Annotated in this window: 13 protein-coding genes; 4 read left to right on the plus strand and 9 right to left on the minus strand. The window is 62.5% G+C overall.

From position 1 onward, the window contains the following. The first annotated feature begins 184 nt into the window (after positions 1 to 184). On the plus strand, positions 185 to 4,669 hold the full coding sequence (locus AC0SZ7_RS04140; RefSeq protein WP_475503155.1) for a sacsin N-terminal ATP-binding-like domain-containing protein: 4,485 nt from the start codon (positions 185 to 187) through the stop codon (positions 4,667 to 4,669). A gap of 538 nt (positions 4,670 to 5,207) precedes the next feature. Continuing rightward, positions 5,208 to 5,651 (plus strand): hypothetical protein, encoded by a 444-nt coding sequence (locus AC0SZ7_RS04145; protein WP_475503156.1) that lies wholly within the window; start codon positions 5,208 to 5,210, stop codon positions 5,649 to 5,651. A gap of 313 nt (positions 5,652 to 5,964) precedes the next feature. Here the strand turns inward: AC0SZ7_RS04145 and AC0SZ7_RS04150 are convergent, their stop codons facing one another. Next, entirely contained in the window at positions 5,965 to 6,609 is a 645-nt protein-coding gene (locus tag AC0SZ7_RS04150) for a DUF2268 domain-containing putative Zn-dependent protease (RefSeq protein ID WP_475503157.1), read from the minus strand. 56 nt (positions 6,610 to 6,665) lie between these two features. After that, complete coding sequence (locus AC0SZ7_RS04155; protein WP_475503158.1) at positions 6,666 to 7,109, minus strand: nuclear transport factor 2 family protein; 444 nt, start codon at positions 7,107 to 7,109, stop codon at positions 6,666 to 6,668. A 237-nt stretch (positions 7,110 to 7,346) separates the two neighbouring features. Here AC0SZ7_RS04155 and AC0SZ7_RS04160 point away from each other — a divergent pair, with 237 nt between their 5' ends. Next, positions 7,347 to 8,450 (plus strand): alkene reductase, encoded by a 1,104-nt coding sequence (locus AC0SZ7_RS04160; protein ID WP_475503159.1) that lies wholly within the window; start codon positions 7,347 to 7,349, stop codon positions 8,448 to 8,450. 34 nt (positions 8,451 to 8,484) lie between these two features. On the opposite strand, the gene AC0SZ7_RS04165 is transcribed toward AC0SZ7_RS04160, so the two are convergent. From AC0SZ7_RS04165 to AC0SZ7_RS04195, 7 genes are all read right to left on the minus strand, one after another. Next, a complete protein-coding gene (locus AC0SZ7_RS04165) occupies positions 8,485 to 9,405 on the minus strand; it encodes a LysR family transcriptional regulator (protein ID WP_475503160.1) in 921 nt (306 codons plus the stop codon). A gap of 102 nt (positions 9,406 to 9,507) precedes the next feature. Next, positions 9,508 to 10,914, minus strand: a complete 1,407-nt coding sequence (locus AC0SZ7_RS04170) for an efflux transporter outer membrane subunit (RefSeq protein ID WP_475503161.1) — start codon at positions 10,912 to 10,914, stop codon at positions 9,508 to 9,510. Then, positions 10,904 to 14,047, minus strand: a complete 3,144-nt coding sequence (locus AC0SZ7_RS04175; protein ID WP_475503162.1) for an efflux RND transporter permease subunit — start codon at positions 14,045 to 14,047, stop codon at positions 10,904 to 10,906. The genes AC0SZ7_RS04170 and AC0SZ7_RS04175 overlap by 11 nt, the downstream gene beginning before the upstream one ends. A gap of 10 nt (positions 14,048 to 14,057) precedes the next feature. After that, a complete protein-coding gene (locus AC0SZ7_RS04180) occupies positions 14,058 to 15,185 on the minus strand; it encodes an efflux RND transporter periplasmic adaptor subunit (protein ID WP_475503163.1) in 1,128 nt (375 codons plus the stop codon). Between the two features lie 292 nt (positions 15,186 to 15,477). Then, positions 15,478 to 17,331 (minus strand): ABC transporter ATP-binding protein, encoded by a 1,854-nt coding sequence (locus tag AC0SZ7_RS04185; protein ID WP_475503164.1) that lies wholly within the window; start codon positions 17,329 to 17,331, stop codon positions 15,478 to 15,480. 61 nt (positions 17,332 to 17,392) lie between these two features. Beyond that, on the minus strand, positions 17,393 to 18,010 hold the full coding sequence (locus AC0SZ7_RS04190) for a dTMP kinase (protein ID WP_475503165.1): 618 nt from the start codon (positions 18,008 to 18,010) through the stop codon (positions 17,393 to 17,395). A gap of 26 nt (positions 18,011 to 18,036) precedes the next feature. Continuing rightward, entirely contained in the window at positions 18,037 to 18,918 is an 882-nt protein-coding gene (locus AC0SZ7_RS04195) for a LysR family transcriptional regulator (protein ID WP_475503166.1), read from the minus strand. Between the two features lie 106 nt (positions 18,919 to 19,024). Here AC0SZ7_RS04195 and AC0SZ7_RS04200 point away from each other — a divergent pair, with 106 nt between their 5' ends. Then, positions 19,025 to 19,882, plus strand: coding sequence for an NAD(P)-dependent oxidoreductase (locus AC0SZ7_RS04200; protein ID WP_475503167.1), 858 nt, complete (start codon positions 19,025 to 19,027; stop codon positions 19,880 to 19,882). Positions 19,883 to 19,887: the final 5 nt, after the last annotated feature.

The following is a 19,887-nucleotide window of genomic DNA, read 5'->3' on the forward strand; positions in this document are numbered from 1 at the left end:
TTGCGAAGTGTGCACCTCAGCTCGGGAACCAGTAACTTCACCTTCACCTAAGGCGTGACGTATCTACTTTGTCCGCAACCCAACTGGTATCCAAACTGCGCTACGAACCTCAGCCATCTATGGAACTCGCATCGAAGCGAGTCTATGATCGGCTGATCTCAAAGTGCCTTTATGGAGTTCCATCATGGACGAGCAACTCGGACGCTTGCACGCTTCAGCCTGCTTTAACTCAGCCTCCACTTTCAAAGAGCCGACGCTGCGCAGCAAAGCGTATGCGAATGCCGCACTCATCGAGTTTGTAAAGCTTCAACGTGAGCAGCCCGAGATCCTGACCACCCTGCTCAAGGGAGGAAATCAGGGCGCCAAACGGCTGAACACCGACCCTTATCAAGGGCTTCGTGAGGTTATCCAGAATGCTGATGACCTGAATGCCACTTCTGTGCAATTTGGTGTACAGACTTTTAACGGCAGTAAGCAGCTGGTCATCGTCCATAACGGTTTGCCCGTGGAACTGCCCCACGTGCTACCCATGATCTACCCGTTCTACTCCACCAAGCAGCAATCAGCCGAGCTCAAAGGTCGGTTCGGCATCGGCCTGAAAACCCTAACGCAGCTCGGCGATAATCTGACAGTCCACAGCGCGCCCTTCCATTTCGGCTCACGCGATGACCACGTGGCCATGGTGGAAGAAGCCGAGCCTATCAAGGACTTTTACGATCCCCTCGCCGACCACACTATGGTCAGCGTCGATCTGTATCCAGACTATGACCTTGCCTCTCTGGAAGCCTGGTTCGATGACTGGGCCCCCAGCGACCTGATCTTCCTGGACAATGTTCGCGCCATCACTTTAATCGATCTGGATGAGGGTATCTCGCTGAAGCATCTGGCGATCCAGCAGACTCAATCCGATCGCCAGTTCAAACTGGCGCTTGGCAAGCACCAGAGCCGTGTCACCCACTCAAGCTTCTTGGTAGACGACAGTCTCTGGGAGCGCTTCGTTTGCGAAGTGAGGGTTCCAGCTGGAAAGGCACGCGCTGCCAAGGCGACTGGCGATTTCACACCCGTTGGTGTTGCGATACCGGTGAACGGGAGTGCTCAAGGACGGATCCATGTGGCGCTGCCCACCAAGATCCACACCAATGCTGCATTCTCTCTCGACGCACAGTTTGACCCCTCTACCTCTCGGGAAGACATGATTCATGGCGCCTGGAATCAGTGGCTCACTGAGGCATCCGGCCAGTTTCTAGGTGAGCTGGCCATTTATCTGGCGCAGCAACGCAATACCCTTGCTTGGCTGGCCGTTCCTGTCGGGGCGAAGACAGACAGCAGTTCGGACTGGCTCAACAAATTGTTCTATGAACAATGGAGCAAAGGGATAGAGGCCTTCAAAGCTTGTTCGACTCTCATTGATGGCCGCTATTCGCTGAGCCAGATTTCGTATTGCGATGAGTCGATCGACGGAATGCTGACAAAAGCTGACCACCTCGCGGTGAGCGGGTGGCCAATGCTGCCCGAGTGGATGCGGGACAGCGACGGGCGTTGGCGAGTCGTCCTAGAGGCCCTCTCCGTCTCACACTCGCTGCAACTCGGGGATGTGTTCGAACACTGTGACGAAGATCGATTCGAACACAAGTCTGCGTCATGGTTCTTGGACATGGCTATAAAATGCCTCGAACTGGACGAAGACTATCTGCTGCTGGACTCTCAATGGGTGCCGCTTGCAAGCGGGCAACGTACACAAGCCAAGGCTGAAGACGAAGCCGATTCGTGGCTAACAGGGCAGCCACCCACAATTGGATTTGCAGCTCGCCATCATCTGACAAATTTGGTTCACCCTGTCCTGCTCTCTACACAGTACTCTCCCCTCGTCGAATGGTTATCAGAGAGCGCGAACTACAAGACAGACGTAATCGCCCAAGACGTGCTTGAAGCGTTTGCGAGGCGCTTCGCTCAAGCCCCCATCGCAGCCGATAAACAAGACCTCCTCGATCTGCGAGACCTGTTTGAGCATGTCGATACGAAGAACAGTCAGTTGGGCCAGCAAGTGGGCGCGGCACTGCTGATCGACGCGTTCCGTAATGTTGCACTCGAGGATGGTCGATCAACAATGTCGAAGGTGCTCGCCTCCCCGACCAGCGTATACCTGCCAGCATCCATTGCTGATTCGCAAGACACGTGGTCGAAGGCGGCGGGCAACACTCCTGAGCTGCTGTGGGCGTCCGCTAGCTACGCTGAGGTTTTCAAAGTCAGCAGAGCAGAACAACGGGTCAACCAAGGTGAGACAGTCACCACAAGTCGAAAGCGAGGCGTGAAACGGTTTCTGTCATTGCTGGGCGCCGAGGTTTCTCCACGCCTTATTGAGGTCACCACGGACTCTGCACACATTGTGCTTGCCTCTCAGGGCCCAGCTCGGCGCTTCCTGGGCCGAGCGCGCGGTGGACTACGGCGCGATTTCGTCTCGTCCGATCTTGATGCCGTCATCCGTAACATTCGTCAGAGCCCGACCCAGCCGGTATCACGCAAGGGACGGAAATCTCGTGCGTCGGCCCCAGCGTCCGCCCCCACAGCCGTTGAGAGAGCGATAGCGCTGTTTCGCTGTATCGACAGCAACTGGCTCTCCTTCGAACCGTATAGCAGAACCTTTGCATACCGAGAAAGCGGCAGGAGCGATAGCTCACCAGTGCCCACCACTTGGCTCGCAAAGTTGATTGACAATGCGTGGTACCCCAACTACGCAGGGACACCGTGTAGACCTACCACCCTCATTGTTGAGACGAAGGTCACACTCGCGATGTACGAGCATCACACGGATTTTGCCAGCGGCTTGACCGAAGCCGACGCTAATAGCGAATTTGCGCGCGCGCTGGGGATGCGCGTCAATCCGCCTGTGTCACAGCTGGTAGCGGCTCTTGAGCGTGCTAGAAACACGTCGTCATCTGACGAAGTCAGCTTGATGAGATTATACAAAGCCCTGGCCGGCCATTGCCCACAGGGCGCTTCCACCGTCGCGCATGAGGCGATGATCGGCGACATGCAGGCCGGGAGTCTGCGTGGCAAGTTCGGGATTCAGCGTTCTCAAAAAGGACTCATTGCCCCGTGTGTGACAACCGCCAGGGACAGTAAGGAGTGGTTCAGCATGCGAGCGGTCTTTGCCGGCAAAGACATCTTTCATGGCAGACAACCTTTCGTTCTGTATGACCGCAGCCTCACCCCGTTATGGAATGCACTGGGCATCATTCACCCAGACTTAAAAAGCTGTATCAGAGAGCTGGAGTCCCTGGCTAAGACCGCCTACGACCCCAAGCAGGACGCATTGTTGCTCGATATCTATCGGCACATGGACAGGCAACTGGACAAAGCGACTGCCGCAGATAGACGAAGCCTGAGCCTCCTGCCATTACGATCGGGGGATACCTGGACAACAAAGCGTCCACTGTATTTCTCACACTACTCAAATCTCCAATCCGACAGGATCGCCTTGTGGACGCCACCTTGTGCGGCTGACACCATTTCTCGATTCGTGAACGCCGCAGGGCTGGAGAGGCTCCCATTCGCTGCTGCCGCCCCTGCGATAACGAACGCGCCCCCTGACATGCTGGAATATCGTTTCCAAGCCGCGCTTCGCATGCTTAAGGCTGACCTTGCGAGAGAAGATGAACGCTCCTACAAGGCGTTGGAGCCCTGGAATCGGCTAGACAACGCCCGACTCAAGATGCACCTGCCAGGCCAATTGATCGTCAACGCCGCTCCCAAGGGGGCGCGGCAAATTCCAATGCAGCTTCACGCCTATTCCGATTTGTCCGGACTCGCGGTGCATTTCGACGACGAAAAATTCATCGGCAGGAGCGAACATGGCGGCATCGCGATCGCGGGTCTGGGCGATGGCACGTGCATGCGTGAGATTGCGCTTGCCTGGGTGTCCGCCTGGGCTACCAGTGAAGACAGTGAATACATTCCCGACATCAGCCTAGCGACTGATGCGGTGGAGACCAGTCTTGATATGTTGATTGCGGAACAGGAACGGTTGAGTGGCAATAATCGTAAGCGAGTAATCAAGCGGGATGCCGGTACGATGGCTATCACGGACAGTGCTGAGCGACCTATTCAGACCCGCAAGCTCAAGGCCCTGCCTCACGAATTCCAATTCACTGTAGAAGCCATTGATGGAAGCGATCTCGCGCATAAAGGGCCGCAGCCGCGCAAAACCGGCCCGCTGCTGAACCCAACGCCTATACCCAAAAGGCCATCTCCACCCTCGGTTGCAGAAACCGCTTACAAACAGTATTCATCAGCAGAATTGCAGACCAAGGCTTGGGCTTATTTGGAAGCTTCGCTGCAGCGGGAGGATGCTGTGCTGGTCGACTTACAGGCCTACAGGGGAATCGGCGCTGACGGTGCTCTGGATAAGAGCACATTCATCGAGATGAAGTCTTTCGCCCGTGGGGCTCCTGCTGAAATAACCCTTACCGAGACCGAGTTCCGCCGCGCTGAAGAAAGCAAAACGAACTTCTACCTAGTCATCGTTTCTGGGTTAGAGGAGGGATTCGAGACTGAGCTACGTATTTATATCAACCCTACCAAACACCTTCCCTGGACGCCCAAGGGTCAAGTTTCCATAGGTGGACTGGCTAAAGGAGCTGCCTTGGTGCTGAGGGAATCGATGGATTGAGGAAGCCAGCTTCGCAGTGAAAAAGCATTAGTTTGTCTGTTCACTGAGCTTGGGTTTCCGGCCGCACTGGAGTGCGTACGGGCTGATCCTCCGCAGCATCAGACGGACGTCTTTCCGGTCAGTCTGGTGCTAGGGCGTCTGTGATACGCTCAGATGCTCTAGGCAGGGTCTTTCCGCAGCTGCAGACGTGTGGGAGTCCTACTCGGCCCACCCTGGTCAGGTGCTTAAATGTCGCTCAAAACAGGCTTTGCCAACCTACTGAAAACTTCGCGGATAACTCGAGGCCTAACTCACAAGCAAATGGCCGAGGGCAGCAGTCGTGGCTACATGTCGAAATTGGAACAGGGTCTTGTTGGGTTAAGATGACACGATTATTTCGAACAGCCCCATCCACGCCTTTCGCACGCATAGTCCGGACGGAGCTAGCCCGCAGTTCCCCGCCTCTTACATAGCGGTTGGAGCCGGCAAGCGTTGAGCGCCCTTCAGTAACGTGGCATATTGCCATCCACAACCTCCCCTCAACATGGATGTCACTCCTATGAAATTTCTTGCCGGCTTATTGGGTGGCCTGATTCTGGCCGTCTTATCGATGTTTCTTGTTTCAATCGCGTCGGCAGGTTCTAGCCAAAACCCGGGAGCAGGTGGCGCCCCGGTGTTTTTGGTCACCTGGATCATCGCCTTCATCGTTGCGTTGACAGCTCCGCGAGCAGCCAAAGCTTGGCGCAGGCTACTTCTGCTATCAGGCATCGTTTCCTTCCTCATGCCGCTTGCCGGTGTTGTGTTCACCGGTAGCTACCTTGCAAACAAAGGCGCTACGTCGGCGGCCGAGACCGCTGGTGCAACCATAGGTGGTGGGTTAGTAACCGGCGCACTGGGGTTTGTTGGCTTCTTCCTAGGGATTGTGTTTGTTCTGATCGGTCTGCTAGTTGGGCGCGATAAACAAATAGTTTATGTTTCGGCCCCACCCACCTCGCATCAATAAACAACATCCATAACGCGGCCGTTAGTCACCCCTCGTTCTCTAGGCCATGGCGCGAACTGCGGAACAGTCTCGCGCTCAGCCATCCGCCACGTCCCCTCACAAGCCCACCAGCGCCCCAATTCTGTATCTAACCAGCGAAACAGCCGTTGCATCCTAGCGTTACAGCAATTCCTATGCCTGCTCATGCTGTGCCTGAAGCGAAATCGCCACAGCCACCAACGCTTGCGAACCTGGTATTGGGGCGAAAATCATTGGGTATCCTAAGCCGCAGCTGCCAAATACCCACGCCGAAGCAGCGCCAATACCAGGTTCGTCAGATGTTCTCCAGCATCCCCCGAAACACCCCCGCCTCCACCCCCACAAGCCCCGCCGCACTACTCCCCTCATTCCCCCGCAAATACCGCCTCACCAACGCAAACCCAAGCGAATACCCCAACCACCTCGGCAACTCACCCACCCCAAAAAACCACGCCCCATGCCCATAATCCTCCCGGCCCCACTGGGCGGCCGCAAGATCGACATACCGCCGTACAACCCCCACATCAAGCCGCTCCCACGGCTCAGGGCAACCACCCCAAACCTCCTGCGCAAAAACACCCGCAAGCCCCTCGGAGACCAAAACCTGGCCTAGCGACGACCCATACCCCGGCCCATCCCAACGCGCCGCATGGTGAAGTTCATGCGCAAACATCCGCTCCAGCGAGGCATTTTCATTTGCCCTGAAAACTTCACTCGATGGGTCGACAGTCAAATAGATCAACCCAGGTTCAGGTGCATACCCCAGGTGCCCCTTTTCAGGAATAACCTGGCCGCCGGCTTTCACGATCACATCCAGCGGCCGCAGCGACAGCAACGCGCTCGCCTTGTCGTGGGTAGCTATCAACCGCGCCTGAAGCCAGTCACGGTGCTCACCCAGTAGGCCTCGGGCGTCGATGAAGTGGAGATTGATGGATGCCATTCCTGTGCTCTGTCCTTGACGAGTAAGGCTGGCAGCATACCTTCATTCACCGGCCCCTACTCCCCACTCCCCGGCCAAACAACCTCCAACCGCGTCCAACTAATCCGCCACTCCCCCGCCACCCGCCGATACTCATCCGCATACACCCCCAGCAACAACAACGGGTTCGGATCGGGCTTCCTGGCCGTCTCGAAATCCACCAGGTAACACCGCCCCTCCGCCGTATCCGGCCCGGTCATGTTGATCCAGTGGTTGGCGATCACATGCAGAAACGGGTAGCTACCCCGATGATCCCGGTCGTACAGCGCGAACGCGTCCGTCAAGCCGGCGCGAATGGCTTCAAGCCCTTCCATTCTGCCAACCGTGACTTCCACTACTGCATCCTGGGTGAACACCTGGTCAAGCCGGGCGATGTTGTTGCTGTCGAGGTGGTGGGCGTACAGGGTGCGCAGGTTGCGTATTGCTTCGCGGTCTAGCAGTGCCTTGAGTGTGGAGTCCATCGTGTTTGACCTCTGAATGATGCGAGCAATGCTCGATGGTGATCACTGTAACCCTGGGCAGAGGAAAGATAATCCAGGTTCAATTCCAGGCACTTGAGCCCGGCAGGATGAAATATGCCGGGCGATTCTGGACGCGCATTCCAGACTGCTTGGCCCCGGGGCCCGGTTATCTGCGCATTTTTTGTGCGTATGGTGGCCAGGGTCAGCGCATCGGAGCGCTCCACTTGAGAGACCCCAATGAGTATTTTGTTTTCGTCGTACACCTTGGCTGGTACCCAGCTGAAGAATCGTGTGGTCATGGCGCCCATGACCCGGGCCCGCGCCTTGACGACGGTGCCCGATGAGCTTACCGAGCGTTATTACCGCCAGCGTGCCAGCGCCGGGCTGATTATCAGTGAGGGCGTGCCGGTGTCGTTGCAGGGGCGCGGGTATCTGTTCAACCCGGGGCTGTATACGCAGGCGCAGGTGGACGGCTGGAAGAAGGTGACCGCTGCGGTGCACGCCGAGGGCGGCAGGATCTTTGCGCAGCTGTGGCATGTGGGGCGGGTGTCGCACACCACGCTGCAGGCCGAGGGTGAAGCGCCCGTTTCCGCCAGCGGCAAGCAGGCGGCCAATTCCATGGCGTATGCCTATGCCGAGGATGGGCAGCCGGGGCCGGTGCAGGCTTCGGTACCGCGGGCGTTGAGCACCGGTGAAGTCAAAGGCGTGGTTGGCGACTTTGTGCTGGCGGCGCGGCGCGCTATCGAGGCGGGCTTTGATGGTGTGGAGATTCATGGCGCCAACGGCTATCTGTTCGAGCAGTTCATCAACCCTACGGTGAACGACCGCACGGATGAGTACGGCGGCTCTATCGAGAACCGCCTGCGCCTGTTGCTGGAGACCGTTGATGCGGTTGCCGGGGCCATTGGCCGAGACAAGGTTGGCGTGCGTATTTCGCCGTTTGGCCGGCTGTTCGATATGGGCGCGTTTGATGATGAAGCCGAGACCTGGGTGCAGGTGGCCAGGGAGTTGCAGCGGCGCGACATCGCCTATGTGCACCTCAGCGACCAGTTGACCATTGGTGCCGAGTGCATGCCGGAGGGCTTTGCCCGCACGTTCCGCGCGTCGTACCAGGGGACGTTGATTGCTGCCGGTGGGTTTGAGCGGGACTCGGCGCAGCGGGCGCTGGAGACGGGGGAGCTTGACCTTGCGGCCTTTGGCCGGCCGTTTATTGCCAACCCGGACCTGGTTGAGCGCATGCGCAACGACTGGCCGCTGGCGACGCCGGACCGCGCCACGTTCTACGGCAACAGTGGTGCCAAAGGCTATGTGGACTATCCGGTCTACTCGGCGGCGGAGTAAATAATCAGGGGGCCTGCCCTGTGCAGGCCCCTGTTCAATCCGGGCGAAACACCTTCGCCTCGCGCTGCGACAGCGCCACCAGTTCATCGACGATCATCCGCACCTTGGGCTGGATGTAGCGGGTGCGCGGCCAGAGCACGTTGATCGGCATTTCGGCGCCCGCATAGGCGTCGAGCACCGCCACCAGGCGGCCCTGGTCGATGAAGTCCTGCACCAGCCAGGTGGGCAGCTGCGCCAGGCCGCCGCCGGCCAGGGTCATGTCCAGCAGCATCTCGCCGTCGCCCATCTCGTGCTTCACGCACACTTCCTGCTCCACCACACTACCGTTGGGCTGCAGCAGCATCCAGGTTTTGCGGGTGCCGTTGCGCCAGCCGACGATGCAGTCGTGGTGCAGCAGGTCCTCGGCGACCTGGGGCGTACCGCGCCGGGCCAGGTAGTCGGGGGTGGCGCAGATCAGCAGGCTCTGGCTGCCGAGTTTGCGCGCAACAATTTCCCCGTCGTCCTTGAGGTTGCCGATCCTCACCACCAGGTCGACGCCGTCGTTGATGATGTCGACCAGGCGCTCGCTGAAACTCACCGACAGGTCCAGTTGCTGGTAGCGCACCGACAGCGCGATCAGCGTCGGCACGATGTGCCGGCGGCCAAAGGCGGCGGGCAGGTCGACGCGCAGCCGGCCCACGGGCTCCTGCTGGCCGGTGGTGAGGAAGCTCTCGGACTCGGCCAGCTCGTCCATGGCGCGCTGGCAGCTGGCCAGGTACGCCTCGCCTTCGCTGGTGAGGATGAGGCGGCGGGTGCTGCGGTGCAGCAGCTTGACGCCCAGGCGGGCTTCCAGGCGGGTGACGCTTTTGCCGACGGCGGAGCTGGTGACGCCCAGTTCGAGGGCTGCGGTGGTGAAGCTGAGGGTGCGGGCGGAGGTCACGAACTCCCTGATACCGTCGAAGCTTGTGGTGGTCATTGTGGAATCCGAGGCTGCAATAGGTGGGCTTTTACCCTGTGGCGCGCTAAATCATACACCAATCCAGGGATGCGCCCAGGCGAGGCCCGGGCGCGGTACCGGTTAACCGGCCGCCGGCGGCGACCACCCTCCTCCCAGTGCCTTGTACAGCTGGACCTGGGCCGTGAGTTGGGCCAGGCGGTCGGTCAGCAGCTTCTGCCGTGCGCTGAGCAGCTGCCGCTGGGCATCCAGCAACACCAGGTAGCTGTCCACGCCCTCGTCATAGCGCTGCTGGGCCATCTGCGCATACGCCTCGGCGGTGTGCAGCAGGTCCTGTTGGCTGCGCAGTTGCTCGTCCCAGGTGCCCAGTGCTGCCAGGCCATCCGCTACTTCGCGGAATGCGGCCTGGATGGCCTGCTCGTAGGTGGCCACGCCGATGTCCTGCTTGATGTTGGCGTAGTCGAGGCTGGCCTGCAGGCGGCCGCCGGTGAAGATCGGCAGGTGAATCTGCGGGACAAAGCTCCAGCTTGCCGAGCCGTTATCGAACAGGCCGCTGAGGTGGCTGCTGGCCGTGCCGCCACTGCCGGTCAGGGTGATGCTGGGAAAGAACGCGGCGCGGGCGGCGCCGATGTCGGCGTTGGCGGCCAGCAGTTGATGCTCGGCGGCCTGGATGTCTGGCCGCTGCAGCAGGCTGGCCGCCGGCAGCCCGGCGGGAATAGGCGCCAGCACCTGCTGGTCGAGCGTGGCGCTGGGCAGCGCGGCCGGCAGCTGCATACCCACCAGCAGTTGCAAGGCGTTGACGTCCTGGGCCACCTGGCGCAGGTAGGCCTGCTCCTGGCCCCGTGCGCTGTCGACCAGCGTGCGTGCTTGCCGCACGTCGAGGTCCGAGGCAGTGCCCGCTTCGCTGCTGGCTTGTACCAGCGCCAGGTTATGCCGGTAGTTCTGCAGTGTCGACTGAGTGACCCCCAGCAGTTGCTGGTCGGTCTGCCAGGTCAGGTAGGCAACGGCGACGTTGGCCACCAGCGCCAGCTGCACCGTGCGTTGGTTCTGCTCGCTGGCCAGGTAGGTTTCCAGCGCGCTTTTGTCCAGGTTGCGCACGCGGCCCCATACGTCCAGTTCATAGCTTGTCAGGCCAACCTGCAGGCTGTTGTTGCCGGTGGTCAGCGGCCGGCCGGTGGATGACAGGTCCGCCGGGGTGCGCGAGCGGCCCGCGCTGGCGTCCACGCCGAGCTCCGGCAGCAGCGCAGCGCCTTGAATGCGGTACTGGGCGCGGTAGGCGTCGACGTTCAAGATGGCCTTGCGCAGGTCACGGTTGTGGCTGATGGCGAGGTCAATCAGCTGGTGCAGCGCCGGGTCCTTGAAGAAGCGCTGCCAGTTGACCTGGGCGCCGCTGCCCGCCACGGGCGCCGCATAAGCGCCACCCTGGGGGAACTGCGCGGGCACCGGCAAGGCCGGGCGCTGGTACGCGGGGATCAGGCTGCAACCGCCCAGGGTCATTGCCAGGGCGAGCAGCAGCGGCTTATGCGTCATGGTGGGCTCCTTCCAAGGCAGCGTGGCGTTGCTTGGGTTTGAACAGCTGCATCACCGCCACGTAGAACAACGGCACGAAGAAAATCGCCAGGAAGGTCGCGGCCAGGGTGCCGCCGACCACGGCAGTGCCGATCGAGTGCTGGCTGCCGCTGCCCGGCCCGTGGGCGCGGGCCAACGGCAGCGTGCCCATGACGAAGGCGATCGAGGTCATGATGATCGGCCGCAGGCGCAGGCGTGCCGCTTCGGTGGCGGCCTGCACCAGGGTGCGGCCCTGGTTGTCGTGAAGGTCCTTGGCAAACTCGACGATCAGGATGGCGTTCTTCGCGGCCAGGCCCATGGTGGTCAGCATCCCCACCTGGAAGAAGATGTCGTTGGCCAGGCCACGGCCCAGGGTGGCGGCCACGGCGCCGAGCACGCCCAGGGGCACCACCAGCATCACCGACACCGGCACCGACCAGCTCTCGTACATGGCCGCCAGGCACAGGAACACGATCATCAGCGACAGCACGTAGAGCATCGTCGCCTGGGAACCGGCCGCGCGCTCTTCAAAGGACAGCCCGGTCCAGGCCACCCCGAAGCCGTTTGGCAGTTGGGCGGCTACCCGTTCGATGGCCGCCATGGCATCGCCCGTGCTATAGCCCGGCGCCGGTTGACCCAGCAATTCCACCGCCGGGATACCGCCATAGCGCTCAAGCTTCGGCGACCCGTACACCCACTGGCCCGAGGCGAACGCCGAGAACGGCACCATCTGCCCGGCGTCGTTGCGCACGTACCATTTGTCGAAGTCCTCGGGCGAGAGCCGCGCGTCCATTTCGCCCTGGACGTAGACCTTCTTCACCCGGCCCTTGTCGATGAAGTCGTTGACGTAGGTCGAGCCCCAGGCCACCGACATGGTGTTGTCGATGGCCTCGATGGACACTTGCAGCGCCCGGGCCTTTTCATCGTCGATGGTCACCTGGTACTGCGCTTCGTCGTCCAGGCCGTTGGCCCTTGTGATAGCCAATGCCGGCTCCTTGGCAGCGAGCTTCATCAACTGATTGCGCGCCTGCATCAAGGCGGCGTGGCCGCGGGCGCCGTTGTCCTGCAGGAACAGGTCGAAGCCGGTGGCGTTGCCCATTTCCATGATGGCTGGCGGCACAATCGAGACGATGCTGGCGTCCTTCACGGTGCTGGCAAATTGAGTGATGCGCTGGGCAATGGCGTTCGCCGTGTTGTCGCCGCCGGTGCGCGCTTCGAACGGCTTGAGCCGCACCCACACCACGGCGGAGTTCTGCCCGCGCCCGGCAAAGTTGTAGCCGCTGATGGAGAACGCCGAGACCACGCCGGCCTGCTCGTGGTCCAGCAGGTAGCCTCGCACCTGGTTGAGCACCGCCTCGGTACGCTCGGCGCTGCTGTTGGGCGGGGTCTGGATCTGCACGATCAGCAGCCCCTGGTCTTCATCGGGCAGGAACGCGCTGGGCAGGTGGCGGAACATCATCGCCACGCCGGCCAACAGCAGCACGTACACCACGAAGGTGCGCCGGGGGTTGCGCAGAATCCTGCTGACAGCGGCTTCGTAACGCCCGGTGTTGCGCTCGAATACGCGGTTGAACCAGGCGAAGAAGCCTTTTGGTTTCTTCTCGCCAGCCGCCGGGTGGGCCTTGAGCAACGTGGCACACAGCGCCGGGGTAAAGACCAGCGCCACCAGCACCGAGAGCGCCATCGCCGTGATGATGGTGATGGAGAACTGGCGGTAGATGATCCCCGCCGAGCCACCAAAGAACGCCATCGGCATGAACACCGCGCTGATTACCAGGGCAATGCCCACCAGCGCGCCGGAGATCTGCTGCATGGACTTGTAGGTGGCCTCGCGCGGCGACAGGTGCTCCTCGGTCATCAGCCGCTCGACGTTTTCCACCACCACGATGGCGTCATCCACCAGCAGGCCGATGGCCAACACCATGGCGAACATGGTCATGACGTTGATGGTGAAGCCGCAGGCGTACAGCACGCCGAAGGTGCCCAGCAACACCACGGGCACCGCCAGCGTCGGGATCAGCGTGGCGCGCAGGTTCTGCAGGAACAGCAGCATCACCAGGAACACCAGGATGATGGCTTCGAACAGCGTGTGCACCACGGACTCGATCGAGGCCTTGACCGATGGGCTGGTGTCATAGGGATAGACCACCTCGACGCCGGGGGGCAGGTACGGCTTGAGCTGGTCCACGGTTTTCTTGACCCGCTCTACCGTCTCCAGCATGTTCGCGCCAGTGGCCAGGCGTAGGGCAATGCCTGCGGCGGGCTTGCCGTTGTAGTTGACGTCGTACGAGTAGGTCTCGTTGCCCAGCACCACCTCGCCCACATCCTTCAGGCGGATTTGCGAGCCGTCGGGCTGGACCTTGACCAGGATTTCCTTGAACTCATCCGCCGAACGCAGGCGCGTCTTGCCAATGACCGTGGCGCTGAGCTCAACGCCTTTGCGCGTCGGCAGCCCACCAATCGAGCCGGAGGACACCTGCACGTTCTGCGCTGCAATGGCGGCCGTCACGTCGCTGGGCATCAACTGGTAGCTGTTGAGCTTGGCCGGGTCGAGCCAGATGCGCATGGCGTTCTGGAAGCCGAAGACGAAGAAGTCGCCCACCCCTTGGGTACGAGACAGCGGGTCCTGGAAGCTGGAGACGATGATGTTGCCCAGGTCGCCGTAGTTCAGCTTGCCGTCTTTGGAGTAAAGGCTGACCAGCAACATGAAGTTGGCCTGGTATTTCACCACGCGAATGCCCTGGCGCTGCACCTCCTCGGGCAGGTTCGGGGTGGCCAGCTGCAGCTTGTTCTGCACCTGCACTTGGGCGATGTCAGGGTTGATGCCCTGGTCGAAGGTCACCGTAATTTCGACGCTGCCGTCGCTGTTGGCGGCCGAGCTGATGTAGCGCAGGCCATCGAGGCCGTTGAGCTGCTGCTCGATGACCTGCACCACGGTGTCTTGCACCGTCTGTGCGGAGGCGCCCGGGTAGGTCACGGTGATCTGCACGGCAGGCGCTGCGATGTTGGGGTACTGGTTCACCGGCAGGCCATGGATCGCCAGCGCGCCGCCGAGCATGATTGCCAGCGCGACCACCCAGGCGAAGATCGGTCGATCAATAAAGAAACGGGACATGGTCGACCTCTCAGTTTGCCGTCAGGGCAGTTTGCAGCTGGACGTTGTCCGCTGGCTGCGCGTCTACCAGCGAGTCGGCCTGCACAAACTGCAGCCCCTCGGTAATGACCCGTTCGCCCGGCTTCACGCCACTGTCCACCAGCCAGGCGTTGCCTACCGTGCGCAGGGTCTGCAGGTCGCGCTGTTCAACGTGGTTGTTGGCGGTGATGACCCAGGCCGTGGCGACGCCGCGGCTATCGCGCACGATGGCCTGCTGGGGCACCAGCAGGGCGTTCTCGCGCACGCCCTCCTTCACTTGGGCGTGCACGAACATGCCGGGCAGCAGCGCCCGCTCGGGGTTGGGGAACACCGCGCGCAAGGTGACGGAGCCCGTGCCCTGGTCGACGCTGACCTCGGCGAACTTCAACGTGCCCTTCATGGGGTAGGTGCTGCCGTCGTCGAGGGTGAGGCTCACCTCGGCCTGGTCCGCGCCAGCGGCCTGCAAGTCGCCGGCCTTGAGCGCACGCTTCAGGGCCAGGATGCGAGTGATGGGCTGGGTCACGTCCACATAGATCGGATCAAGCTGGTTGACCGTGGCCATGGCAGTGCCTTGGCCGTCAGTCACCAGCGCGCCTTCGGTCACCGCCGAGCGGCCAATGCGCCCGGTGATCGGCGCCAGCACCTGGGTGTACTGCACGTTGATGTCGGCAACGCGTTTATCGGCCTCTGCCTGCTTCCAGGCCGCGACGGCGTCGTCATACTGCTGCTGGCTGACGGCGCGCGCTTGCAGCAGGCGCCCATAGCGCTCGGCCAGGTTGCGGGCGCTGCGCAGGTTGGCCTCGGCACGGGCTTGCTGGGCGACATAGGTGCGCGGGTCTATCTGATACAGCGGCTGGCCCTGCTTGACCTCGCTGCCCTCGGTGAACAGGCGCCGCTGCAGGATGCCGGCCACCTGCGGCCGGACTTCCGCCACGCGCAAGGCTGCGGTGCGGCCTGGCAGGTCGGTGGTGAGGGTCAGGGGCGCGGCGGCCAACTCGTAGTAACCGACCTTAACCGCCGTGGCGGCCTTGGGTTGCGCCTGGGAGGGGCTGCAGCCCGCCAGCAGCAACGCCGACAATGGCAGGCCTGCAGCCAGTGCCAGGGGAAATAATCTTTTCATGGAAGCTCCAGAACCCCGCGGCATTCGCCAAGGTGCACGAATGCGCGAGCCCGAAAAAATCGGGCTCGTGCGCAGGTGGGTATTGGTTTGAAGGGTTGAACGTGATGGCCATCGGCAAGCGTGGCCACACGGGTGGGGCGGGATTCTAGCCTTCGTCCTGAAATAGATTAATTGGGTGGAATTCCATTCATTGGAGCCTTGGGTTCCATAATCAGCCTTGGACGCGGCCTTCGGCCGCTGCTACGGAGATTTGTGTAGCAGCGGCCAAAGGCCGCGTCAGGCGCGCGAACCCCTACTCCACCTCTTCCACCACCCCGCGATCCTCGCCCAGAAAACCACCACTCTGATGCTGCCACAACCGCGCATACACCCCGTTCCTGCCCAGCAGTTCGGCATGCGACCCCTGCTCAATGATCTGCCCCTCATCCATCACGATCAGCCGGTCCATCGCCGCAATCGTCGACAGCCTGTGGGCAATGGCGATCACGGTCTTGCCCTGCATCATCTCGTCCAGGCTTTCCTGGATCGCCACTTCAACCTCGGAGTCCAGCGCGCTGGTGGCCTCGTCCAGCAGCAGGATCGGTGCGTTCTTGAGCATGACCCGGGCGATCGCGATGCGTTGGCGCTGGCCGCCGGACAGTTTGATGCCGCGCTCGCCTACCAGGGTGTCGTAGCCGGAATGGCCGTCGCGGTCGCTGAGCTGGTTGATGAAGCCATCGGCCTGGGCGTTGGCCGCGGCGGTGCGGATTTGCGCGTCGCTGGCGTCGGGGCGGCCGTAGGCGATGTTGTCGCGGATGGAGCGGTGCAGCAGCGAGGTGTCCTGGGTGACCATGCCGATGGCGCTGCGCAGGCTGTCCTGGGTGACGTGGGCGATGTCCTGGCCGTCGATGCGAATGGTGCCGCTGTCGACGTCGTAGAAGCGCAGCAGCAGGTTGATCAGCGTCGATTTGCCGGCGCCGGAACGGCCGACCAGGCCGACTTTTTCGCCGGCGCGGATGTTCAGGCTGAGGCCGTCGAGCACCTGGCGCTCGCCGTTGTAGTTGAAGCTGACGTTGTCGAAGGTCACGGCGCCGCCGCGGGTGACCAGGGTGCCGGCGTCGGGGGTGTCCTGCACCTTGGGGCCGCGCGTGAGGGTGGCCATGCCGTCCTGCACGGTGCCGATGTTCTCGAACAGCGAGGTCATCTGCCACATGATCCAGTGCGACATGCCATTGATGCGCAGGGCCATGGCGGTGATCGCCGCCACCGCGCCGGTGCCCACCTGGCCCTGGTGCCACAGCCACAGGGCGTAGCCGCCGGCGCCGATGATGAGCGCGACTACCAGGGTCTGGTTGACGATCTCGAACTGGCTGACCAGGCGCATCTGCCGGAAGCCGGTGTCCTTGAAGTCTTCCATGGCGGCGCGGGCGAACTGCGCTTCGCGCCTGGAGTGCGAGAACAGTTTTACGGTGGTGATGTTGGTGTAGGCGTCGGAGATGCGGCCGGTCATCGACGAGCGCGCGTGTGCCTGTTCCTGGCCGACCTTGCCCAAGCGTGGCACGAAGTACAGCATGGCCAGGCCGAACAGCACGATCCAGGCAATGAAGGGCAGCACCAGCTTGAGGTCGAACGCGCCCGCCAGGGCGATGATGGCGATGAAGTACACGCCGATGCCCGGCACGATCTCGATGATGGTGAACAGCACGTCGCGCACGGCAAGCGCGGTCTGCATGACCTTGGTGGTCACGCGGCCGGAGAATTCATCGGAGAAGAACGACAGGCTCTGGCGCAGCATCAGCCGGTGGAAGTCCCAGCGCAGGCGCAGCGGCAGGTTGATGGCCAGCACCTGGTGCTGGACCATGGTGCGCAGCCCCACCAGGCCGATACTGGCCAGCAGCACCAGGCCAATGCCCCACAGCACATGGCGCTCCTGCCCGGCCGCATCGCCACCGGCCTGCCAGGTAGAGAGCAGGTCGACCACCTGGCCAAGGAAGGAAAACAGCCAGGCTTCGTAGATGGACACGCCTGCGCTCAGCAGCGCCAGCGCCAGCACGTAGCCCCGGGCCCCGCGCGTGCACGCCCACATGAACCGGGCCAGCCCTTCGGGGGGTGGCGGCAGTTCATCAGGGGGGAAAGGGTCGAGCCGTCGTTCAAGCACGCGAAGCATAGGGGTCTCCAAATCATCAGGTGTGACGATTTTGCCATCCTTTGCGGTGCAGGTGTCGCGACTACTGCTGCAACCACACGTTGCTTATCTCGGCCACCACCTGCCGGGTCGCCTGCTCGATAGTGCCTTCGTTGCGGCACAGCACCCAGCCCTGCTGCACTGCGGCCCGCTCGAACGCCTCGGTGCATGCCACTTGCTCCTGCTGGGCAAGGATGACCGTGCTGCCCAGGCCGCGCGTGCGCGCCGCCGCCCTGGCCCATGAAATCTCGGCCGTGGTAACCACGCCCACGTGCAGGTCCGGCACGCGCACGTTGCGCTCAAGGTTCAGCTGCAGGATCTCTGCGAACGGCACCAAACGCCGAAACGCGGCGTCGGACGGATACCAGCGGTCAATCAGGATGATGCTGTCGGCAGGCTGCCTGGGCAGTACGTGCTCGGTGATCCAGGTGCGGCTGTCGGCCAGGCGCTTGCAGACTTCCAGCTCCAGTTCCCGGCAGGGCGCGCGGGCAAGCTGGTTGACCAGGGCCATGGTGGCGCCGCGAAAAGGGTCGCTTTTTTTCTCGCACAGCCGGACGACCTTCCGGTTGCCGGCCCGCAGTGCTTGGGTCACGGCCTCCAGCAGGGTGGTCTTGCCGGTTCCCTTGGGGCCATCCATGGAAATAAACAGCGGGCGGTTCATGGGTTGATTCCTGGAAAGGCCGGGCACTATAACAAAACGGCGCGCCCGCCCTCCTCCTGGCCTGCCAGCATTTCGCCTGCCAGGTCGGCCAGGGCGCGCAGTTTGTCGCTGCGGCGCAGGTCCTGGTGGTAGCCCATCCAGATGTCCCGTGCCGGTGGCGGAGTGGCTGTTTCCACGCGCGTCAGTGACGCCAGACTGTCGCCGAGCGGCCGAGGCAGCACCGCCAGGCCCAAGCCCTGGGCGCAGAGCTGCGCCTGCACCGAGCGGCTGCTGCTGTGCGCCACGGCCCTTGCGTGTGGTACTGCCGCTTGCAGCCAGGCTACGTCGGGGTAATGCAGTTGCGCGGTGTTCATCAGGATCACCGGTTGGCCGCTTTGCTTGAGGTCGAGCGGCGGGCAATGCCGGGCGCTTTGGTAAAGCCCATAGGCCATGCTCATGACTTTGCGCTGGACGATGTCCGGTTCGGTGAACGGCACTATCCGAAACGCCAGGTCGGCCTCGCGCCGGGCCAGGTCGAACTGGCGTTGCCCGGGCAGAATTTCCGGCACTATCAGCGGGTAGCGCTGGCTCAACTCCGCCAGCACGGGGGTGAGTACGTAGGCGGCGAACCAGTCGGCGGAGGAAATGCGCAGGATGCCCTCGACGTGCTGCGGCTTGCCGGCCAGGGTGCGGTCGATGGCCAGCGCACTGGCTTCCATTTCCTCGGCCAGCGCCAGCACCGAGTCGCCCAGCAGGGTGGTGATCAGGCGCTCGCCGACGCGCCTGAACAGCGCGCCGCCACTGTCGTTTTCCAGCACCTTCAGGCGCCGGCCCGCCGTGGGGTGGCTGATGCCGAGGGCCTTGGCCGCGCCGCCCAGTGAGCCGGCCCGCGCGATTGCCAGGAAAACCCTGATGTCACTCCAGTTCATGTGGCGCCCTTACAAAAATGCACGCCGAATATGCACCCCTGGCAGTCCTCAAGCAAGGCATGCGGCGCCCACAATGCGCGGCACTCGCCCATTTAACGGAGGCCTCATGAAGGTAGCAATCGTCGGTGTCGGCAGCATGGCCCGGGCAATCATCCCGGTGTTGGTGGAGGCAGGCCATGAGCTCAGCGCCTGGAACCGCAGCGCCAGTGCGCTTGAAGGGCTGGAAAACGTGCAGCCCCTTGCGCGGGTGGCCCAGGCGTTCGAGCAGGAAGTAGTGATTACCCTGCTCAGCGATGACGCCGCGGTGCGCCAGGCGCTGTTGGCGCCGGGGGTAATTCAGCGCGGTGCGGCGTGCCAGGTACACATCGTGATGGCGACCCTTTCGCCGGCGCTGCTCGATGAGCTGGAGGCGTTGCATCGGCAGGCAGGCATCGGCTTCGTCGCAGCGCCGGTGTTCGGCATTCCGGCGGTGGCACGCCAGGGGCAGCTGAACATCCTGGCGGCAGGTGCGAGCGAGGCCATTGCCCAGGTGCAGCCGCTGTTCGACGCCATTGGCAAAAAAACCTGGCACCTGGGCACGCAGCCGCGCCAGGCCGGAATCGCCAAGATCGCCGGCAACATGATGATCGCCCAGGCCATCGCCTCCATTGCCGAAGCCTGCGCGCTGGTGCAGAGCCATGGCTTGCCGCCCGCAGTGTTCGCTGACGTGGTTACGCAGACACTGTTCGCCTGCCCCAGTTACCAGCGCTACGCCGGCAACATCGTGGCGCAGCGCTTCGAGCCGGGGTTTGCCCTGCGGCTGGGGTTGAAGGACCTGGGGCTGGCGGTACAGGCAGCCGGCTCCGCAGGCCTGGCGTTGCCGGGGGCGGAGCGGGTGCGGCAAGTGATGAGCGCGTGCGTGGACGCAGGGCTTGGCGAGCTGGATTGGTCGGCGCTGGCCAGCTCCTGCAGAGGCCCCCTGTAGCAGCG

This window comes from Pseudomonas sp. JC1203, assembly GCF_056175065.1.